Raw genomic sequence first — 19,633 nt, forward strand, 5'->3', positions numbered from 1 at the left:
CCCGGTTTCCTTTTCGTGTTCGCCGTGGGCGGCCGCGGCGTCGCGCAGGGCTTGCTCCAGCTGCTGCGTCGAGCCGTAGGTGGCGCCGGTCACGCGGCCAGGGAAACGAGTGGTGATCTCCTGCAGCAGCCAGGTGTTGCCGTCGGGGTCGCTGAAGGACGCGAACGACCCGTAGGTGCCGTGGTCGGGGTGCACACCCGGGGCGAACGCGCCGGTCTGGTCGCGGTGGAACACCTCGCTGACCTCCACGCCGAACCCGGCGAGCTCCTTGCGGGCGGCGTCGATGTCGTCGACGACCAGGTAGGTGCCCCGCACCGACCCCGGGGTGGCGTCGGTGATGCCGGACCCGAAGTGGATCGAGGTGGCCGATCCGGGCGGGGTCAGCTGCACGACGCGGGAGGTGGCGAAGGTGAGGTCGGCGTCTTCGCGCCAGCCGAGGGTCTTGTAGAAGTGCTTGGTGCGGTCGACGTCGGTGACGGGCAGGACGACGACTTCGAGCTTCATGTCCATAGCGCCGGATCCGCCGCGTAGGCCGCCTGGGCACTGGGTGACGGGCGGCTGTGCGTCCACAGCCCGCCGGTCAGGATCATGGCCAGCAGGCACACCGACGTCGCCTCACCGCCGACTTCCGGCACCGCGCGGTGGAGGAACTCGGCCATCGTCTCCAGACCGCCGACCGCCGACCGCTTGAACCGCACGACGACGTCGGTGGACACGTTGTGCTCCAGGACGGCCGCCTGCGCGCCGATGAGGTCGCACAACACCGTGCGGCGGGCCAGGGAGCGGGCGACCACCGCCGCGAACGCCTCGGCCCGCTCCGGTGCCGTGCGGTCCGGGTCGACCCCCGCGGCCAGTTCCTCGGCGACCTCGGCCAGCCAGTCCCGCAGCGCGCGGTCCAGCAGCTCCAGCAGCACGGCCTCGCGGGATTCGAAGTAGCGCAGGACGTTCGACTTGGCCAGCCCGACCCGGCGGCTGAGCTCGTTGAGGCTCACCTCGGCCACCGGCATCTCGTCGAGCATCTTCAGCGCCGTGTCGAGGATCGTGCGGCGCCGCTCCTCCCGCTGCTCCGCGCTGCGCGCCCGCTGGAACGTCATGAGACCAGCGTAACGCCCCCGCCGCCAGATTGGAGACCGGCAGTCTCTTGACAGCAGACCGACGGTTCCTTAACGTCGGAGGCATAACAGACCGGCGGTCCGAAAGGGCCGTGACCCAGGAGGACTGCCATGAGCGAGAACTGGACCGAGCGCGACGTCCCGAGCCAGCGCGGCCGCGTGGCCGTGATCACCGGCGCCAACACCGGCCTCGGCTTCGACACGGCGAAGGTGCTGGCCGAGCGCGGCGCGACGGTGGTGCTCGCCGTCCGCGACGTCGGCAAGGGCAAGCAGGCGGCCGCACGGCTGGGCGCGAACGCCGACGTGACCGTGCAGGAGCTGGACCTGTCGTCGCTGGAGTCCGTCCGGTCCGCGGCGGCCGACCTGCACGCCACGCTGCCGAAGGTCGACCTGCTGGTCAACAACGCCGGCGTGATGTACCCGCCGCGCCAGACCACCCGCGACGGCTTCGAGCTGCAGTTCGGCACGAACCACCTCGGGCACTTCGCGTTCACCGGCCTGCTGCTGGACCTGCTGCTGCCGGTCGAGGGCTCCCGGGTGGTGACGGTCACCAGCATCGCCCACCGCATCCGCGCGGCGATCCACTTCGACGACCTGCAGTGGGAGAACTCCTACGACCGCGTCGCGGCGTACGGGCAGGCCAAGCTGGCCAACTTGATGTTCGCCTACGAACTGCAGCGCCGCCTCGCCCCGCACGGCACGACGGCATCGATCGCCGCCCACCCCGGCGTGGCCCGCACGGAGCTGATGAGGAACTCCCCGGCGGTGGCCCGTGCGCTGTTCCCCGTGGTGGCCCCGCTGTTCACCCAGAGCTCGGAGCGCGGCGCACTCCCGATCCTGCGCGCGGCCACGGACCCGGCGGCGCTTGGCGGCCAGTACTACGGCCCGGCCGGCCCGGGTGGCTACCGGGGGCGCCCGCAGGTGGTCGCGTCCAGCGCGCAGTCTTACGACGCCGCGGTGCAGCGACGGCTCTGGGCGGTTTCGGAGGAGCTGACCGCGGTGAAGTTCCCGGTCGGCTGACGGATCGTTTCTGGCGCCAGCCGGTGAACACGGCCTTCACCGGGGTCGGCGCTGCCCTAGCGTCCGACGATCCGCAGCGCCAGGTCGCCGTACTGGTACGCCAGCTGGTCGACCGAAAACTCGCCGCTGTCGTGGAACCAGTTCGACACGCCCATGCCCATGTCCAGGATCGAGTACGACGCCAGCCGGGCCGACCGGACGGTGAACACGCCCTCCGCCACGCCGCGCTCGATCAGCTCGCGGAACCCGCGCTCGTACGCGCTGCGCCGGCGGAGGACCCGGTCCGGTTGGTCGAGGCTGCCGATCTCGCGGTTGCCCACGAACGCCTCCAAGCGATGCCGGGCGTGGTAGCGGACGTGCGCCTCGGCCGCGCGGCGGAGGCGTTCCGTCACGTCCGTCACGCCGTCGACCGCTTCGGCGTGCATGGCCAGGAGGGTGTCCATCGTGCCGAGCATGATCTCCGCCAGCAGTACCTGCTTTCCCGACACGTGCTTGTACAGGCTGGGCCCGCGGATGCCGACCGCCGCGCCGATGTCGGCCATCGTCGTCGCCCGGTAGCCCTGGGCGGCGAACAGCCGCAGGGCCGCCAGGCGGATGGCCGCGGCGCGGTCGGCCGGGAGGCCGGCCGTGACGTCGCCGGGGCGATGGGGGCGTTCCACCTTCATGCCGTCAGGCTAGCGCTGATTAGCCACATTGTCTTGACTTCGGATCAAACCCCGCGGTCTTATGGCTAACAGTCATTAGCCAGAGGAGGCGCCGGTGCCGATCAGTGTCGACGAGCTCGCCGAGTGCGTCCGCGGTTTCGTCCGGGAGACCGTGCTCCCCGCGGAGTATGCCTGCGACGGCGTGCTGCACGACGGGCCGGAAGACCTCCGGCGGCGGTTGCAGCAGGCCGCGCGCGACGCCGGGATCTTCGCCCCGCACGTCGCGCCGGAATGGGGTGGCGCCGGCCTCGACCTGCGTGGCCAGGCCGTGGTGTTCGAGGCCGCCGGGTACTCGCTGCTCGGGCCGCTCGCGCTGAACATCGCCGCGCCCGACGAGGGGAACATGCACCTGCTGGCCAAGGTCGCCGACGACCGCCAGCGGCGCCGGTACCTCGCCCCGCTCGCCGCCGGGGACGTGCGGTCCTGTTTCGCCATGACCGAGCCGGCCCCGGGCGCCGGCTCGGATCCGCGCGCGCTGGCCACGACGGCGACCCGGGTACCCGGCGGCTGGCGGATCGACGGCCGGAAGTGGTTCATCAGCGGCGCCGACGGGGCGGCGTTCGCGATCTGCATGGCCCGCACGAGCGGCGCACCCGGCGACCCGGGCGGCGCGACGATGTTCCTCGTCGACGCCGGCAACCCGGGGATGGAGATCGTCCGGAACATCGCCACCCTCGACGAGGGACTGTTCGGCGGCCACAGCGAAATCGCCTTCCACGCCTGCGAGGTCGGCGACGACGCCGTGCTCGGCGAGGTCGACCGCGGCTTCGACTACGCCCAGGTCCGGCTCGGGCCCGCGCGGCTGACGCACTGCATGCGGTGGCTGGGGATCGCGCGCCGGGCGCAGGACGTCGCCCTCGACCGCGCCGCGAGCCGGTCCGCGTTCGGGCGCCCGCTCGCCGAGCTCGGCATGGTGCAGCAGCTGATCGCCGACTCCGAGATCGACATCGAGGCGGCTCGCGCGCTGGTGTGGCGGGCCTGCACGGAGCTCGACGAGGGACGTCCCGGCGCGCAGCACACGTCGATCGCCAAGACGTTCGCCGCCGAGGCCGTGCACCGGGTGGTCGACCGCGCGGTGCAGATCTGCGGCGCACTCGGGGTTTCCGCGGACGCCCCGCTTTCCCGGCTGTACCGGGAAGTCCGGCCGTTCCGGATCTACGACGGCCCGTCGGAGACGCACCGGTGGGCGATCGCCAGGCGGGCGGTCAAGGCGCGCGCGGCGCTCCGGTGAACACCGACGCCCTGCGGCGCTACTTCGAGCGCGAGGTCCCCGGGTTCGGCGGCCGGCTGCAGGCCGAGCTGATCCACGGCGGCCGGTCCAACCTCACCTACGCCGTCACCGACGGGACCCACCGCTGGGTGGTGCGCCGCCCGCCGCTCGGGCCGCTCACGCCGACCGCGCACGACGTCGGCCGCGAGTTCCGGGTGATGGCCGCGCTCGGGCCGACCGGCGTCCCGGTCCCCCGCACCGTCGTCTCGTGCACGGACCCTTCGGTACTCGGGGCACCCTTCACCGTCGTGTCACATGTGGACGGACCGGTGCTGCGCGACGGCGCCGCCCTGCCGGACGTCGACTTCGGCCGGTACGCGAGCGCGCTCGTCGGCGAGCTGGTGAAGCTGCACGCCCTCGTCCCCGCGGAGATCGGCCTCGGCGAGTTCGGGCGCCCCGAAGGATTCCTCGGCCGCCAGCTCCGGCGGTGGCGCGGCCAGTGGGACCGGGTCGCGACGCGCGAGCTGTCCACAATAGACGAGCTGCACGGGCGGCTCGTCAAGGCGGCGCCCGCAGAGAGCGGGGCCGCGCTGGTGCACGGCGACTACCGCTGGGACAACACGATCCTCGGCCCGGACGCGGGGATCGCGGCGATCGTCGACTGGGAGCTGGCCGCCCTCGGCGATCCGCTCACCGACCTCGGCCTGCTGCTCGTGTACTGGGACCCGCGGGTGGCGCCCGTGCTCGGCGTCCGGCACGTCCCGACCGCGCACCCCGGGTTCCCCGCCGCGGCGGACCTCGCCGGGGAGTACGCCCGGCGCAGCGGCCGCGACCTCGCCGAACTGCCGTTCTACCAGGCTCTCGGCTGGTTCAAGCTCGCCGTCATCGCCGAAGGCATCCACGCCCGCCACCGGGCCGGGCAGTCCGTCGGCGACGGCTACGACGACGTCGGGCCGGCCGTGCCGCGGCTGGTCGAAGCCGGCCTCGACCTGCTCACCTAGGAGGATCCATGCGGTTGCCGGGAAAACTCGCGCTCGTCACCGGCGCGACGGGCGGTATCGGCGAGGCGATCACGCGCCGGCTGGCCGGCGAAGGCGCGCGGGTCGTCGTCACCGACGTCGACGCTGCGAGGTGTGAGGCCCTGGCGGCCGACCTGCCCGATGCGCTCGCCCTCCCGCTCGACGTCACGTCGGAAGCGGCCTGGCAGTCGGCAGTCGCGGAGCTGGACGGGCTGACGATCCTGGTGAACAACGCGGGCATCGGCGAACCGGCGACGGTCGAGACGGAAACCCTGGCGGGCTGGGAAAAGGTGATCGCCGTCAGCCAGCGCGGGGTCTGGCTGGGCATGAAGCACGCGGGCGCGGCGATCGAACGCGCGGGCGGCGGCTCGATCGTCAACATCGCGTCGATCTTCGGCACGGTCGGCGGGTTCGGCACCCACTTCTCCTACCACGCGGCGAAGGGCGCGGTCCGGCTGATGACCAAGAACGCGGCGTTGCACTGGGGCAGGCGCGGGGTGCGCGTCAACTCGGTCCACCCCGGCTTCATCGAGACGCCGTTGTCCCGGAAGCTCTGGGAGGAGGGCACGCCCCGCCACACGGCGATGGTGGACGGCACCCCGCTCGGCCGCCTCGGCCGCACGGACGAAGTGGCGGGCGCGGTGGCGTTCCTGGCGTCGGAGGACGCGAGCTTCGTGACGGGCTCGGAACTGTACGTGGACGGCGGCTGGACCGCCCGCTGACCCTCGTGAGTGGTGAGGCGAGTTAGAACTCGCCTTACCACTCACGAGTACTGGGCCACACCGTCTGCTTCGGACACCGTGGCCCGGCCGCGGGCCACCAGGACGTCGAGGTGCGCCACTGTCTCGTTCACCGCCAGCATCCGGTTGAAGTCGTTCAGGTCGCCGAACGCGACCGCCCGTCTCGTCCACGTCAGGAGGCCGGCCACGGCGACACCCGTCCGGGCGCCCGCGCCGAGGGCGGCCTCCGTCTCAGCGAGGCGCTTGTCGTGGTGGTCCAGGAGCTCCGCCGCGCGCGCGTGCGTGCTCGCCGCCACCGGGCCGTGCGCGGGCAGCAGCCGCGTGTCCGGGAACGTCGTCATCAGCTCCAGCGAACCCAGGTAGTCGCCGAGGGGCAGGCCCGGCTCGCCCAGCTCGAAGCCGATCGACGGCGTGATGTGCGGCAGCACGTGGTCGCCGGAGAACAGCAGGCCGCGGGATTCGTCGCGGTACACCACGTGCCCGCGGGTGTGGCCGGGCGTCGGGATCACCCGCAGGGGGTGCCGGAGGGGCACCGTGCCCGCGTCGAGCCAGCGGTCCGGCGGCTCCCAGCCGGACGGGTCGAACTCGCCGTACCCCTGCGCCATCCGCGCGGCCAGGTCCGGCGCGCCGCCGCGGCGGAGGACGTCCAGCGACGTCACCGGGACGTCGGTGCGGAGGGAAAGCAGCAGCTCCAGCCCCGGCCGCTCCCCCGCGCCCAGGTGCACCCGCGTCCCGAACCGGCGGCGGAGCTCGACGGCCTGCGTGTAGTGGTCGCGGTGGCTGTGGGTGACGTAGACGTCGGTGACCCGCTCGAGCCGGTGCCCCAGCCCGGCCAGTGCGTCCGCGAGCACCGCCAGGGACTCCGGGATCGACCAGCCCGCGTCGATCAGGACCAGCCCGTCCGGCTCCTCCAGCAGGTAGACGTTGATCGCCCGCAGGCCGTCGTTCGGCAGCGGCAGCGGGATCCGGTGGACGCCGGGCGCCACCGGCTCCGGGCCGCCGGTGGCCCACCGGCCGCGGTCGAGGCTCACGAAACCCCCGTGTGCAGGCCCTCGGCGAGCTCGCGCGCGCCCGCGCGGTCGAGTTTGCCGACCTTCGTCTGCGGCAGCGCGTCCACCAGGTACACGAACTCCGGCCACTTGGTCTTGGCCAGCCCGGCGTCGCGCAGGTAGCCGGTGACGTCGCCGAGCTCGACGGGCGCGTCGCCGCGCGGGACGGCGAGCAGCGCCACCCGTTCCCCGAGGACGTCGTCGCGGACCGGCACCACGCACGCCTGCGCCAGCCGCTCGTAGCCGGCGACCGCGCGCTCGATCTCGGTGACGTCGAGGTTGCGGCCGCCGCGGATGATGACGTCCTTCTCCCGGCCCATGATCGTCACCAGTCCGTCCACATCGGACACGATGAGGTCGCCGGTCGGGAAGAACCCGTCCCCGGTCAGCTCCGGCGGTTCGACGCGGCCGCCGCGGGCGTAGCCGAGGAACAGCGACGGCCCGCGCACCTGCGCGCGGCCGGTCTCCCCGGGCCCGAGCACGGCGCCTTCGGCGGAGACGGCCCGCAGTTCCGTCCCGGGGAACGGCCGCCCGTCGTGGCCGAGCCGGACGTCGGCGGGCTCCGACGGCGACGGCGAGGTGTGCCCGAGGCATTCGGACATCCCGAAGACGCGCAGGATCCTGGTGCCCAGCGCGGTTTCCGCGCGTTCGAGGGCGACGCGGTCCATCGGCCCGCCGCCCACCGTGATCGACCGCAGGCCCGGCACCGCGCCCGCGGCCGCCAGCTGCAGCGCCATCGTCGGGACGCACATTGTCCAGCGGGCGCCGGTCTCGGCCAGCCGGGTGACGACGGACGGCGGGTCCCACTTCGCCGTCAGGACCAGCGGGCCGCCGAGCAGCAGCGCGCAGTGGACGCCGAAGCAGAACGCCGCGGTGGACGACAGCGGCACGATCGCCGCGACGGCGTCGCCGGGCCGGAGCCCGTTGATCTCGATCGTGCAGGCGCAGGCGTACCGCAGGGCCTCCTCGGACTGCACCACGCCCTTCGCCCGTCCCGTCGAACCCGAGGTCAGGCCGATGAAGACGCCGCCGTCCCACCGCGCCGGGTCCTCGCGGCCCGCACCCGACACCGCGGACCAACTGTCGAGGGCGGGCCGGGTGCCGCCGGGCCGCACGGTGGCGACGTCCCATTCGGCCATGGCGGACGGTTCGGCGACGACGACGTCCGGCCGGATGTCCTCGCACGCGGCGGCGAACTCGGCGCGGGTGGTGTGCCGGTTGACCACGGCGAGGACCCCGCCGGTCAGGCCGGTGGCGAGCGCCGCGACGACCGTCCGCCACGAGTTGTCGGCCTGGACCAGCGCGGTGGCGCGCGGGCCGAGCACGTCGGCGAGGACTTCGGCGCGGGCCAGCAGTTCGCGCGCGGTGTGCCGGCCTTCGTCGTCGATGACGGCGACGAAGTCGGCCCGCTCGGCGCGGTGGCGGAAATCCTGGACGGCGTCCTTCATCCGGCGAACATCTCCCGTTCGGTGCCGAGGACGGCGATCCGGCGGCCGCGCATGTCGCCGACCTGGGCGACGGCGGCCGCCCATTCCTGGCTGGCGAGGGCCGTGCGGAGGTCCTCCTCGGTGTCGAAGCCGAGGATCGAGACGCCGTCCCAGCCTTCCGAACGCGGCTCCAGTGCCGCCTCGACCTCGGTGTGGCGCCACGAGCGCAGGCCCGGCAGCCGGTAGGTGAGCTCGGCGTGGTCGGTCCGCCACCAGGTGATGAACCGCTCGTGGGTCCAGTCCGGCGGCTTGGCGGCCAGCAGCACCAGGTTAAACATCGGCACCTCCGTCGAACCGGACGCCGGGCGAGCGGCCGATGATCAGGCGTTCCAGCCGGCCGGACGCGCCGACCTGGCCCGCGGCCACGTAGTTGGCGACGACTTCCCCGCCGCGGCGAACCTCACCGAGGTAGAACTCGGCGCGCCCGGCCGAGCTCACGGCAAGGGGGTGGTGGGTGAGCGTGCCCTTCTCGCGCTGGGCGAGGTAGCCCTCCATCGCCTCGCGGCCACCCGCGAAGTCGGTTGCCCGGCCGTCGGTGGAGAACAGGATGGAGAACGTGAAGCCGTCGTCGATCAGGTCCAGGATCCGCGACGGCGTGTCGCTGTCCATGATCTCGAACCACTTGGTCAGGAACGGCGCGTCAGACACGCTGGGCCTCCTTGCCGGTTCGGAGGGCCGCCAGCCGGCCGGCCCGGCGGCCGGACACGACAGCGAGGCAGAGACCACCGCCGTAACCCTCGTTATACACATCGGACAGGTCGGCGCCGGCCGGGTAGAGGCCGTCGATCGGGGCGCCGGCGGGGTCGAGGGCGGTGCCGTCGGGGCCGGCTTCGACGCCGCCGAAGGTGAACGTGATGGCCGGGACGACGTCGGCGTGGAAGACGCGGCCGTCGCCGAGGCGGGTGCGGGCTTCGGCGTCCAGCTGCACGGGTAGCGCGTCGGCGCTCTCCGCGACGCCGACGCGGCCGCCGCGGTCGCGGGAGAACGCCCAGCGGTCGAGGCACGGGCTGCCGGGGACGAACGGGGCGGCGGCGGCCGCGTGCTGGACGGCTTCGGACCACAGCAGCAGGCCGCGGCCGCCGCGGGCGGCCAGTGCCATGGCGTTGTTGTGGTCGCCGCGGGTCTCGTCGGTGAACCGGTGGCCGTCCGGGTTGAGCAGGACGCCGTGGTCGCTGTGGTAGAGCGCGAAGGCGATGTAGTCGACCGGGCTGAGCGGTTCGACGCCGTCGGCGAACAGGTGGCCGTAGAAGCCGGTGTTCGCGGTGTTGACCGACGCGCCGAGCCCGGCCGCGAGGGCCGCGCCGGTGCCGCGGGACCACGGGTTGCCGCGCAGCGGCGGGACGAACCCGCCGCCGACCAGCGCGGCCCGGACGGCCGGGTCGGCCTGGCGGCCGCCGGTCGCGAGCACGACGGACCGCGTGGTGCTCCGCCGCGGCCCGGCCGGGGTCGTGAGTTCGAGCAGGTACCCGCCGCCGTCCCGGGTCAGCCGGTCGGTCTGCGTGTCGACGACGACCTGGCCGCCGGCCGCGGTCAGCGTCCGGGTCAGGTGGGCGAGCAGGACCGGCAGGTCGAACTGGTGCCCGCGCCCGGCCAGCGCTCGTTCGACGCCGGTGAGCGGCGGCGCGAACGACGACAGCCACGCGATCGCGTCGTGGTAGCCGTCGACGACCAGCATGCCGTGGCGCTGGTACGGGCCGGGGTCCTCCCGGCGCAGGGCAGCTTCGTCCTCGATGGCCCAGACGTACCCGCCGGAGATCGCCGCGGAGCCGCCGATCACCGGCGCGCGTTCCACGACCAGGGTGCGCGCGCCGGCGGTGGCCGCCGTGACGGCCGCCGACAGCCCGGCGAGCCCGGCGCCGAGGACGACGACGTCGAAGTCCCCGGTCATCGGCTCGGCCAGTCGATCAGCGCGAACGTCGTGCTGAAGAACGCCTGGTACCGGGCCAGCAGGCCGTTCGGCGAGACGACGGCGGCCGAGTGGAAGGCGCCGACGGGTTCACCCGCTTCGGTGACGACGCCGTAGACCATTTCGGTGTCGCCGTCCGCGCAGTAGCGGAGGACTTCGTGCACCCGGTCCACCGGGTTGCGGCCCTCGATATAGGCCGCGAAGTCCGCTTTGGACTTTCCGGCGACGTCACCGGAGGGCAGCGCGATCAGGAAGCGCAGGTCCGGTTCCATGAGTTCCAGGGCCTTCGCCGGGTCCTCGTCCATCCGGGACAGATATTCTCGCAACGCCACGGTCACTCTCCCTCGAGTGTGGTTCAGCGGGCGGGCGGGGTGTAGAAGTCCCCTTCGGAAGTCCACTTGCCGCTCTTGACGACGACCCGCTGCACGTCCCGCGTGCCGATGTGCCGGTCCGGGCCGAAGTTCATCACCGGCGCGACGCCGGGATCGATATTCTTCGCCTGTTCGTAGGCTTTCGCCAGTGACCCGGCGGTCACCGGTCCCTCGACGGTCTGCGCGATCTGGCTGAAGACCTTGGCGCCGGCCCAGCCCCAGAGGGCGATGAAGTCGGCGGGCTGGCCGGGTTCGTACTTCGCCATGGCGTCCCGGAACTCCTGCACGGCCGGGTCGGTGTCGTTGGGCGACTTGACCAGCTGCACGGCACGGGCGCCCTCGGCGGCGGGGCCGGCCAGGGTGAGCGTGGACTGCGCGGCGACCGGCGCGTAGCTGTAGGTCGGGGCGGCGAGCCCCTGCAGCTTGGCCTCCTTCATGAACGCGGCCGCCTCGGGCGAGGCGAGGATCAGGATGACCGCGTCCGGCGCCTTCCCCTTCACCTGGCTGACGACCGGGCTGTAGTCGGTGGACTGGAATTTCACCGGCTGCAGGCTGACGTTCATCGCCGGGTCGGACTTCTTGGCCACGCTCTGCGCGGCTTGGGCGACTTTGACGAAGGCGGCCGGGTCGCTGTGCACGACGACGACGTTCTTGCGGCCGTCCTTGGCCACCCAGTCGCCGAGCGCGGCGGCCTGGTCCTCGTACAGGGTCTGGGTGCCGAACAGGTTCGGGCGCGGCGGGTTGTACCAGGAGTCGAGGCCGCCGAGCTCGTTGAGGATCGGCACCTTCGACTGCTGCAGCACGAACGGGAACGCGGCTTCGGCCTGCGACGTCCCGTTGGCCGCGACGATGGCGGAGACCTTGTCCTGGCCGATCAGCTCGCGGGCGATCTGGACGGTCTGCTGCGGGTCGAACGCGTTGTCCTTGACGATCCAGTTGACCTTGCGGCCCTTGATGCCGCCGCGGTCGTTGATCATCTTGAAGTAGGCGTCCGCGCCGGCGCGCTGCGGGACGCCGGAGGCGCTGACCGCGCCGGAAAGCGGGTACCACGCCCCGATCGTGATCTCCTTGTCGTTCGCTCCGGCCGAGTTCGCGCTCGCGCAGGCGGTGGCGGCGAGAACCAGGGTGGCGGCGACGCTGGCAACTTTGACGGGCGTCGAGCGGAGGCGCATGACTGCTCCTAGCAACCTGAGTTCAGTTCAGTTTGACTTTAGCTGCCGGTCCCGGGGCGGACAAGGGACGCGGGCAACTATCCGGATGGGCGGCGGGCGGGTGAGATCCCGCCACCCGGCGGCCACCGCTGACCCCGTCGTGAGTGGTAAGGCGGGTTAGAACCCGCCTTACCACTCACGAGACCCGGGCCACGGCGGCCGGTCCTTTGTGGATCGAGGGGTTTCCCGGCTACCGGTGCCGTGCGGTTATTCGGTGACCATGCGGAGGCAGCAGCCCTCGATGAGCTCCTGCACCTCGCCCAGTGGCGTCGAGCCGGTCGGGCGGTACCAGCGCCAGACGCTGATGATCAGGCCCAGCAGGGCCAGCGCCAGGGTGTGGGCGTCGCGCACCGGGAACGCGCCCTGGGACATGCCCTGGGTGAGCAGGCGGGTCCAGTCGCGCTCGATGCTCTGCACCAGTTCCCGCGCGGCACGGCGCTCGGTTTCCTCGCGTTTGGACGCCCGCGGCCCGGCCAGCAGCACCATGTTGTTCTGCAGGATCCGCATCTGGAGGATCTCGGCCTCGGACACCGCGAACGCCGCGCGCACCGCGGCCCGCAGCGCCGCCACCGGGTCGGTCTCGCCCTCGGTGGCCTCGACGAACTGGTCGCGCGAGCGCTGCAGCTCCAGCCGCATGATGGTCAGCAGGCAGTGCGCCTTGGACTCGAAGTAGTGGTAGAGGGCGGTCTGCCCGATCCCGACGCGGCCGGCCACGGCCGACCACTTGGTGGCCTCGTAGCCCGCCTCGCCGAAGTATTCGATCGCCGCGGCCAGGATGGCGCCACGCTTGGACCGGGGTCCTTCGTCCGGGTCCACGAGCTTCGCCCCCGTCATCGCCTGCCCTCTCGTGCGCGTCACGTTGTGACCCCCGAGCGTAGTCCTCACCTGAATTCATGTCACAACCGCTCGCCGAGGAAGGCGGCGACGCCGTCGCGGCCCTGCGGGGAGATCGCCGCTTCGGCGATGGCCCGCGCTTCGGTGTCCAGGTGCTCGCCGAAGGACGCCGCCGCCCCGGTGCGGACCAGGCGCTTGGTGACACCGTAGGCCGGGTTCCCCGCCAGCCGCCGCGCGAGCGCGGCCGCCGTCTCCTCCGGGTCCGCCGCGACGCTCGTGACCAGGCCCGCCGCGCACGCCTCCGCGGCGCTCAGGCGCCGGTTGGTGAGCAGCAGGTCCAGCGCCGGCCGGGGGCCCACCAGCCGGGGCAGCGACCACGAGACGCCCGCGTCGGGCGTGTAGCCGATCCGGGTGTAGGCCGCGACGAACCCGGCGTCCTCCGCCGCGATCACGAGGTCGGCGGCCCCCACGAGTCCGAGCCCGGCCCCGGCGGCCGCGCCGCGCACGGCGGCGACCACCGGGGCGTCGAGCCCGGCGAAGATCCGCAGGGCCTCGTGCAGGGCGCCGGTGACCCGGTCCAGGTGCGCGCCGAGGTCGGCGGCCGCCGCGAACTCCCGCAGGTCGCCGCCGACGCAGAACGCCGGCCCGGCCGCAGTGAGCAGCACCGCACCGGCGTCCCCGCAGCGCCGGGCCGCGGCCAGGAGGCCCTCCGCGGTCGCGAGGCCGATCGGATTGCCCCGGCCGCGGGTCAGCCGGACGTGGGCCACGCCGTCCTCGACGGCCACCGACACGCTCATCGCGCGGTCCAGCCGCCGTCAACCACCATGACCTGGCCGGTGTAGTACGAGGAGGCGTCGGAGGCGAGGAAGATCAGGGCGCCGTCGAGTTCCTCGGGGTCGCCGCCGCGGTTCAGCATCGTGTTGCGCTCCACCCACCGGCGGGACCGCTCGCCGGCGAACAGGTCTTCGGTCATCTCGGTGCGGAACCAGCCCGGCGCGAGCGCGTTGACCCGGATCCCGGCGCCGCCCCACTGCCCGGCCAGCTCCCGGGTGAGCCCGATCAGCCCGGCCTTGGACGCCGCGTAGCTCGCCCCACCCAGCGGCGCGGCCGAGACGAGCCCCAGGATCGAGGCGACGTTGACGATGCTGCCGCCGTCGCCGCTCTCGGCCATCAGCTGCGACAGGTGGAACGGCGCGACGAGGTTCACCGCCAGGACGTCCGCGAAATCCGCCGCGCTCTCCTTCTCGGCCCGCTGCTCCCCCGGCACCCCGGCGTTGTTGACCAGGACGTCGATGCGGCCCGCGGTCCCGGCGAGCCGCTCCCGGTCGGCGGCGACCGAAACATCGCAGGTCACCGGGTGGATCCCGGGCCCGAGGGCGGCCAGCCGGTCCGCGCGCCGGGCGGCGGCGTACACGGTCGCTCCCGCCGAAGCCAGCACCGACGCGAACCGCGCGCCCAGGCCCGAAGAGGCCCCGGTCACCACCGCCGTCTTCCCGGCCAGGGAGAACATCAGGCGTCCACGGCGATCGGGAGGGCGGTCGCGCCGCCGTCCAGGACCAGGGCCTGGCCGGTCATCCACGACGACGCCGCGCTCGCCAGGAACAGCGCCGCGTTGGCGACGTCCTCGGTGGTGCCGAGCCGGCGCAGCGGCAGCTTGGCCGTGAGGACGGGCTCGCGCGCCTCCCAGACCGCGCGCGCCAGCTCGGTCTTGATCACGCCCGGGGCGATCGCGTTGACCCGGACCTTCGGGCCGAGCTCGTAGGCCAGCTGGCGGGTCATCAGCAGCATCGCGGCCTTGGTGGCGTTGTAGTAGCCGATCTGCGGGTCGACGATCAGGCCGCCGACCGAGGCGATGTTGACGATGACTCCGCCGTGTTCGCTCATCCAGGCGTGCCAGGCCGCGCGGCTCCAGGCGATCATGCCGTACTGATTGACCCGCACGGTCTTCTCCGCGCGCGGCAGGTCCAGCTCGAGCAGATCACCCATGTACGGGTTGGTGGCCGCGTTGTTCACCAGGACGTCGACGCGTCCGAAGTGGACCATGGTGTCGGCGACGCAGCGCTGGGCCTGCTCGGGCTCCCCGGCGTTGGCGACGACGTCCAGGACGTCCCCGGTGCCTTCGCCGCGCAGGAGCTCGGCCCGGGCGTCCCGGAGCCCGTCCGCCTTGCGCGCCGCGATGACGATGTGCGCGCCCGCGGCCCGGAACGCCTTCGCGATGCCGAGCCCGATCCCGCGGGAACCGCCGGTGATCACCGCGACCTGTCCGTCCAGCACCTTCATGACGCTTTCTCCTTGTACCGGGCCAGTTCCTGCCGGGCGACCGTGCGCAGGTGGACCTCGTCGGGGCCGTCGGCGATCTTCAGCGCGCGGGTGATCGAAAACAGCCGGGCCAGCACGGTGTCGTCGCTGACCCCGGCCGCGCCGTGCGCCTGCACCGCGCGGTCGACGACCCGGTGGGCGACGTCGAGGGCGGCGACCTTGATCGCGGCGACCTCCAGGCGGGCGGCGGCGTTGCCGACGGTGTCCATCAGCCACGCCGACTTGAGCACCAGCAGCCGCAGCTGCTCGATCTCGATCCGGCTGCGGGCGATCCACTCGCGCACGACACCCTGGTCGGCGAGCGGGCCGCCGAACGCGACGCGGGACAGCGTCCTCTCGCACATCAGCTGCAGCGCCCGTTCGGCGAACCCGACCGCGCGCATCGCGTAGTGCATGCGGCCGGGTCCGAGCCGTCCCTGGGCGAGCGCGAAGCCCTCGCCCTCACCGCCGAGGAGGTTCGACACGGGTACTCGGACGTTCTCGAACAGCACTTCGCCGTGGCCGAGGCGGTCGGTGTAGCCGAACATCGGCAGGTCGCGCAGCACGGTGACGCCGGGGGTGTCCCGCGGGATCAGGATCATGCTCTGCTGCCGGTAGGCCGGCGCGGCCGGGTCGCTGACGCCCATCAGGATGATGAGCGCGCAGTCGGGGTCGAGGATGCCGGAGGTGTACCACTTGCGGCCGTCGACGACGTAGTGGCCGCCGTCGCGGGTGATGCGGGTGCGGATGTTGCGGGCGTCGGAGCTGGCGACGTCGGGCTCGGTCATCGCGAAACACGACCGGATCCGCGCGTCCAGCAACGGCTTCAGCCACCGGTCCTGCTGTTCGGCAGTGCCGAGGAGGGACAGGAGTTCCATGTTGCCGGTGTCCGGGGCGGAGCAGTTGAAGACCTCGTTGCCGATGATCGACCGGCCCATCAGCTCGGCCAGCGGGGCGTATTCGAGGTTGGTCAGCCCCGCGCCCCAGCCGCCGTGGGCCAGGAACAGGTTCCACAGCCCCTCGGCGCGGGCCTTCTCCTTGAGCTCGGCCATGACCGGCGGCAGCGCGTGCGGGTCGGCGGCCTCGGCGAGCTGCCGGTCGTACCCCGGCTCGGCCGGGATGACCTGGGTGTCCACAAAGGATCGCACCCGCTCCTGGAGTTCGGTGGCGCGGGCGGAAAACGCGAAGTCCATGGCTAGCTCCTCAGAAGGTCCGCGGCGGAGGAGATCATCGCGGCGATGGTCGGCGGCAGCCGTTCCTGGTCCGGGTCGTGGTGCTTGCCCTCGCGGTGCCGTCGCAGGTTGTGGCCCATGATCGCGGCCATCTTCATCCGGCCCAGGGATCGGAACCACGCCATCTCCGGCAACGCCCGGCCGTAGCAGTCGAGCAGTTCCGCTTCGGTCGGCAGGCCGGGCACCGGGGTGCCCAGGGCCGGGAAATTGCGGTGGTCGGCGAAGAGCAGGAACCAGCCCAGGTCGGTGCGGGGATCGCCGGTGCTCCAGATCTCCCAGTCGACGACGGCGGTGGCCCGCTCGCCGTCGAACAGGACGTTCCCGAGCCGGAAGTCGCCGTGCACGAGCACCGGCGGCAGGTCGGCGGGGACATCGGCGGCGAGCAGCCGGAGGAGTTCCCCGGCGCCCGGCCGCAGTTCGGCCGGGACCGCGTGCATCGTGCGGCTCCAGCGTTCCAGCTCGCCGGCGGCGGTGGCGGCCGGTTCGCCCGGCACCGGCCCGGCGTCGTGCAGGAGACGCAGCAGCCGGGCTGCTTCCAGCATCCGCGTGCGGCACAGGTGCGGAGGCAGGGTGTGCTCGTCGAGGACGGGCTCGATCGCCTCGCCGTCGGCGAACTCCATGGCGAACCACGTCTCGTCCGTCGTGATCACGCGCGGCACCGGCACGGCCGAGCCTTCGAGCGCCCGCAAGACCCGAGCCTGTCGCAGGACGTCGTTGCGGCCCAACGGTTTCTGCCCCGGCGGCACGGCCTTGACCACGTACTTGCCCGCGACCGTGTAGGTCAGCCCGGAGTGCCCGCCCGGCAGGACTTCCAGCTCACCGCCGAGCCGCGCCCGGACCTGCTCGGCGAGGCTCATCGCGACGGCTCCTTCGGCAGGCCGAGCACCCGCTCGGCGAGGATGGTCCGCTGGATCTCGTCCGAGCCGCCCGCGATGCTGTAGCCGGGGGCGCCGAGCAGGTGCTCGGTCCAGGCGAACGTGCCCCACTCGCCGGTGTCGGCGACCAGGCGCGGCCCGAGCAGCTGGACCACGAGGTCGCTGGTCCGGCGCAGGGTTTCGGTCGCGTAGAGCTTCCCGACCGACGCCTCCGCGCCGGGCTCGCGGCCCGCCGCCAGCGCCGCGGTGACGCGCAGGCCGATGAGCCGCTGGACGAGCGTCCGCACGTACAGGTCCGCGGTCTGCTGCCGCTCGGCGCCGGACAGGTCGCCCCGGTGCCGGGCCAGCTCGATCGCGCGATCGGCGTTGTCCAGGCCCAGCGAGCCCGAGTCGAGGCGTTCGGCGGCCAGCACGCTGAGCGTGACCTTCCAGCCCTGGCCGACCGGGCCGAGCCGGTCGGCGTCGGGCACGACCACGCCGTCCAGGTAGACCTCGTTGAAGCTGGCGCCGCCGGTCATCTGCCGGATCGGGCGCACGGTGACGCCGGGGGCGTCCATCCGGACCAGGAACACCGTGATCCCGGCGTGCTTCGGCGCCTCGGGGTCGGTCCGGCAGACCGCGACCCCCCAGGTGGCGACCCGGGCACCGGAGGTCCACACCTTGTGGCCGTCGAGGACCCAGCCGTCCCCGCGGCGGACCGCCTTCGTCCGGACGGCGGCGAGATCGGAGCCCGCTTCGGTCTCGGAGAACAGCTGGCAGGCCAGTTCGTCGGTCCGCAGCATCGGCCGCAGCCAGCGCTGTTTCTGCTCCTCGGTACCCCAGATTTCGATCGCCGGGGCAACCAGGTGCTGGGTGACCGGGAAGATCTCGCTGCGCCGCGGGACGTCGAACGCGGCTTCCTCGGTCCGGTAGAGCTGCTCGTAGAACGCGGGCAGCCCGCGGCCCCCGGACGACGGCGCGCGGCTGAGTGCTCCCCAGCCCGCGTCGAACCGCGTGCGTTCCCACTCCTGACCTCGCGCGGTGTGCGTGCGTTCCTGCTCTTCGGTCCAGTTGTCGAAGACGGCGACCGAGTCGTCGCCGGTTCCCCAGGCGGCCGAGGTGCGTGGACTGGCCACAGTGGACAGCCAGGCGCGTGCGGCCGCGCGGAACTCCGCCGGGCCGGTCATCGGGCCAGCACCGTGCACGCGCTGACCCCGGGTGCGCCGTAGACGTGGGTGAACCCGATCCGCGGCTGCCCCGGCACCTGGCGGGCGCCCGCGCGGCCGCGCAGCTGCTGGACGACCTCGTAGACCTGCCGCAGCCCGGACGCGCCGATCGGCTCGCCGTTGGCGATGCAGCCGCCGTCGGTGTTGACCGGCAGCGTCCCGCCGATCCCGGTAGCACCCGAAGCGATGAGCTTCTCCTGCTCGCCGTCCTCGCAGAAGCCACATTCGGCCAGGTGCATCACTTCGGCGCCGCTTTCGGTGTCCTGCAGCTGGGCCACGTCCACATCGGACGGCCCGAGGCCCGCCGCCTCGAACGCCGCCGCGGCCGCGTCCCGGCTGACGCTGGTCGGCTCACCCGCCTCCAGCAGCGGGCTGAACACCTCGAACGAGCCACGGCGGCGCGTCCGCACGACCGCCGAGCGCAGCGTGACGGCGTCGCGGGTGGGGACCGAAGGAGAGCACAGGACCAGTGCCGCCGCGCCCTCCCCCGGAGAACAGAACATGAACCGGGTCAGCGGGTCGTTGACCATGCCCGAGGCGAGGATCTCGTCGGCGCTGATCTCTTTGCGGCGCCATGCTTCCGGCGTCAGGCTGCCGTTGCGGTACGCCTTTTCCGCGACCAGCGCCAGTGTCCGCGGCGTGATGCCGAAGTCGTGCGCGTACCGCTGGATCTTCATGCCGAAGAACTGCGTGGTCACCATCAGGCCGTCACGGCCGTAGGCGTCGTCCAGGCCCCAGTCCCCGGGACGCGGGTCGAACGCGCCCCGCGGGTGCTTGTCGAAGCCGACGGCGAGGACGACGTCGGCCATCCCGCCGCGGATCGCGTTCACCGCGGAGACGAGCGCGCTGCCGCCGGTCGCGCAGCCGTTCTTGACGTTGACGAACGGCAGCCCGGTCAGGCCGAGGTCGGCGACCAGGGTGTCGGCCAGGCCGGCGGCGTCGCTGCCGCCGAACGCGGCCCCGACCCGGGACCACGGGATCCCGGCGTCGGCCAGCGCCGCCGTCGCCGCCTCGACGGCGTGGTCGCGCCCGGACCGCTCCGAGCGGCCGAACGCCGTGCGGGCGGCCCCGCAGATCAGGACGTCGGTCACGAATCCTCCTCGACCGGCTTGGCGTGCGGGACACCGGCGGTCGCTTCGACCCGCAGGCGCATTCCGATGTGGACAGTCCCGGGTACGTCGAGCACGGCGGCCACGCGCGGGCCGCCGTCCAGCTCGACGTACCCGAGGGCGAACGGCCGGAACCCGTCCGCCGGCGGGACGTACGGGGGCGACTTCGGGGCGAACCGCTGAACCGTCCACGTCCACAACGTGCCCTCGGCGGGCAGGGTCACCTCCAGGCCGGCCCCGGTCGTCATCGC

The 19,633-nt window shown here is 73.0% G+C and carries 23 protein-coding genes; 4 read left to right on the plus strand and 19 right to left on the minus strand.

Annotated elements, in window-relative coordinates; translation table 11 throughout:
• Both OO60_RS41805 and OO60_RS41810 read right to left on the minus strand, forming a co-directional pair.
• Positions 1-504 (minus strand): VOC family protein (locus tag OO60_RS41805; protein ID WP_244885660.1); only part of this gene is annotated, 504 nt, incomplete at its 3' end.
• The gene (locus OO60_RS41810; RefSeq protein WP_081911320.1) at positions 501-1,094 is read right to left on the minus strand and encodes a TetR/AcrR family transcriptional regulator; all 594 of its coding nucleotides are present in this window, start codon (positions 1,092-1,094) and stop codon (positions 501-503) included. The genes OO60_RS41810 and OO60_RS41805, both read right to left, overlap by 4 nt.
• 129 nt (positions 1,095-1,223) lie before the next feature.
• Between OO60_RS41810 and OO60_RS41815 the strand changes: the two genes are divergently transcribed.
• Positions 1,224-2,132 (plus strand): SDR family NAD(P)-dependent oxidoreductase, encoded by a 909-nt coding sequence (locus tag OO60_RS41815; RefSeq protein ID WP_003083544.1) that lies wholly within the window; start codon positions 1,224-1,226, stop codon positions 2,130-2,132.
• A 56-nt stretch (positions 2,133-2,188) separates the two neighbouring features.
• Here the strand turns inward: OO60_RS41815 and OO60_RS41820 are convergent, their stop codons facing one another.
• Entirely contained in the window at positions 2,189-2,797 is a 609-nt protein-coding gene (locus OO60_RS41820) for a TetR/AcrR family transcriptional regulator (RefSeq protein ID WP_003083545.1), read from the minus strand.
• Positions 2,798-2,891: 94 nt separating this feature from the next.
• Between OO60_RS41820 and OO60_RS41825 the strand changes: the two genes are divergently transcribed.
• Genes OO60_RS41825 through OO60_RS41835 form a run of 3 tightly spaced genes read left to right on the plus strand, consistent with a single transcriptional unit; the run spans position 2,892 to position 5,787 of the window.
• Positions 2,892-4,067: an acyl-CoA dehydrogenase family protein gene (locus tag OO60_RS41825; protein ID WP_033263462.1), complete on the plus strand. Its 1,176-nt coding sequence runs from the start codon at positions 2,892-2,894 to the stop codon at positions 4,065-4,067.
• Positions 4,064-5,047, plus strand: coding sequence for a phosphotransferase family protein (locus tag OO60_RS41830; protein WP_244885661.1), 984 nt, complete (start codon positions 4,064-4,066; stop codon positions 5,045-5,047). The genes OO60_RS41825 and OO60_RS41830 overlap by 4 nt, the downstream gene beginning before the upstream one ends.
• 8 nt (positions 5,048-5,055) lie before the next feature.
• Positions 5,056-5,787, plus strand: coding sequence for an SDR family NAD(P)-dependent oxidoreductase (locus OO60_RS41835; protein ID WP_003083547.1), 732 nt, complete (start codon positions 5,056-5,058; stop codon positions 5,785-5,787).
• Positions 5,788-5,828: 41 nt separating this feature from the next.
• On the opposite strand, the gene OO60_RS41840 is transcribed toward OO60_RS41835, so the two are convergent.
• From OO60_RS41840 to OO60_RS41915, 16 genes are all read right to left on the minus strand, one after another.
• On the minus strand, positions 5,829-6,836 hold the full coding sequence (locus tag OO60_RS41840; RefSeq protein ID WP_003083548.1) for an MBL fold metallo-hydrolase: 1,008 nt from the start codon (positions 6,834-6,836) through the stop codon (positions 5,829-5,831).
• Positions 6,833-8,302 carry a class I adenylate-forming enzyme family protein gene (locus OO60_RS41845; protein ID WP_003083549.1) on the minus strand — a complete coding sequence of 490 codons (1,470 nt, stop codon included), beginning with the start codon at positions 8,300-8,302 and terminating at the stop codon, positions 6,833-6,835. The genes OO60_RS41840 and OO60_RS41845 overlap by 4 nt, the downstream gene beginning before the upstream one ends.
• The gene (locus tag OO60_RS41850) at positions 8,299-8,619 is read right to left on the minus strand and encodes an EthD family reductase (protein ID WP_033263464.1); all 321 of its coding nucleotides are present in this window, start codon (positions 8,617-8,619) and stop codon (positions 8,299-8,301) included. The genes OO60_RS41845 and OO60_RS41850 overlap by 4 nt, the downstream gene beginning before the upstream one ends.
• The gene (locus tag OO60_RS41855; protein WP_003083551.1) at positions 8,612-8,989 is read right to left on the minus strand and encodes a hypothetical protein; all 378 of its coding nucleotides are present in this window, start codon (positions 8,987-8,989) and stop codon (positions 8,612-8,614) included. The genes OO60_RS41850 and OO60_RS41855 overlap by 8 nt, the downstream gene beginning before the upstream one ends.
• Positions 8,982-10,229: an FAD-binding protein gene (locus OO60_RS41860; RefSeq protein WP_033263465.1), complete on the minus strand. Its 1,248-nt coding sequence runs from the start codon at positions 10,227-10,229 to the stop codon at positions 8,982-8,984. The genes OO60_RS41855 and OO60_RS41860 overlap by 8 nt, the downstream gene beginning before the upstream one ends.
• Positions 10,226-10,579, minus strand: coding sequence for a hypothetical protein (locus OO60_RS41865; protein WP_033263495.1), 354 nt, complete (start codon positions 10,577-10,579; stop codon positions 10,226-10,228). The genes OO60_RS41860 and OO60_RS41865 overlap by 4 nt, the downstream gene beginning before the upstream one ends.
• A gap of 23 nt (positions 10,580-10,602) precedes the next feature.
• Entirely contained in the window at positions 10,603-11,790 is a 1,188-nt protein-coding gene (locus OO60_RS41870) for an ABC transporter substrate-binding protein (RefSeq protein WP_004558662.1), read from the minus strand.
• Positions 11,791-12,036: 246 nt separating this feature from the next.
• Positions 12,037-12,663, minus strand: a complete 627-nt coding sequence (locus tag OO60_RS41875) for a TetR/AcrR family transcriptional regulator (protein ID WP_004558663.1) — start codon at positions 12,661-12,663, stop codon at positions 12,037-12,039.
• Positions 12,664-12,725: 62 nt separating this feature from the next.
• Entirely contained in the window at positions 12,726-13,460 is a 735-nt protein-coding gene (locus OO60_RS41880; protein ID WP_004558664.1) for an enoyl-CoA hydratase/isomerase family protein, read from the minus strand.
• Entirely contained in the window at positions 13,457-14,173 is a 717-nt protein-coding gene (locus OO60_RS41885) for an SDR family NAD(P)-dependent oxidoreductase (protein ID WP_004558665.1), read from the minus strand. Before OO60_RS41885 ends, OO60_RS41880 begins: the two co-directional genes overlap by 4 nt.
• Entirely contained in the window at positions 14,173-14,943 is a 771-nt protein-coding gene (locus OO60_RS41890; RefSeq protein WP_033263466.1) for an SDR family oxidoreductase, read from the minus strand. The genes OO60_RS41885 and OO60_RS41890 overlap by 1 nt, the downstream gene beginning before the upstream one ends.
• Positions 14,940-16,154: an acyl-CoA dehydrogenase family protein gene (locus OO60_RS41895; protein ID WP_033263467.1), complete on the minus strand. Its 1,215-nt coding sequence runs from the start codon at positions 16,152-16,154 to the stop codon at positions 14,940-14,942. Before OO60_RS41895 ends, OO60_RS41890 begins: the two co-directional genes overlap by 4 nt.
• 2 nt (positions 16,155-16,156) lie before the next feature.
• Positions 16,157-17,050 (minus strand): phosphotransferase family protein, encoded by an 894-nt coding sequence (locus OO60_RS41900; protein ID WP_004558667.1) that lies wholly within the window; start codon positions 17,048-17,050, stop codon positions 16,157-16,159.
• Positions 17,047-18,234: an acyl-CoA dehydrogenase family protein gene (locus OO60_RS41905; protein WP_004558668.1), complete on the minus strand. Its 1,188-nt coding sequence runs from the start codon at positions 18,232-18,234 to the stop codon at positions 17,047-17,049. The genes OO60_RS41900 and OO60_RS41905 overlap by 4 nt, the downstream gene beginning before the upstream one ends.
• Positions 18,231-19,364 carry a thiolase family protein gene (locus OO60_RS41910; RefSeq protein ID WP_004558669.1) on the minus strand — a complete coding sequence of 378 codons (1,134 nt, stop codon included), beginning with the start codon at positions 19,362-19,364 and terminating at the stop codon, positions 18,231-18,233. Before OO60_RS41910 ends, OO60_RS41905 begins: the two co-directional genes overlap by 4 nt.
• The gene (locus OO60_RS41915; protein WP_004558670.1) at positions 19,361-19,630 is read right to left on the minus strand and encodes a Zn-ribbon domain-containing OB-fold protein; all 270 of its coding nucleotides are present in this window, start codon (positions 19,628-19,630) and stop codon (positions 19,361-19,363) included. Before OO60_RS41915 ends, OO60_RS41910 begins: the two co-directional genes overlap by 4 nt.
• Positions 19,631-19,633: the final 3 nt, after the last annotated feature.

It is taken from the genome of Amycolatopsis vancoresmycina (genome assembly GCF_000716785.1).
In the GTDB taxonomy this organism is placed as follows: Bacteria; Actinomycetota; Actinomycetes; order Mycobacteriales; family Pseudonocardiaceae; genus Amycolatopsis; species Amycolatopsis vancoresmycina.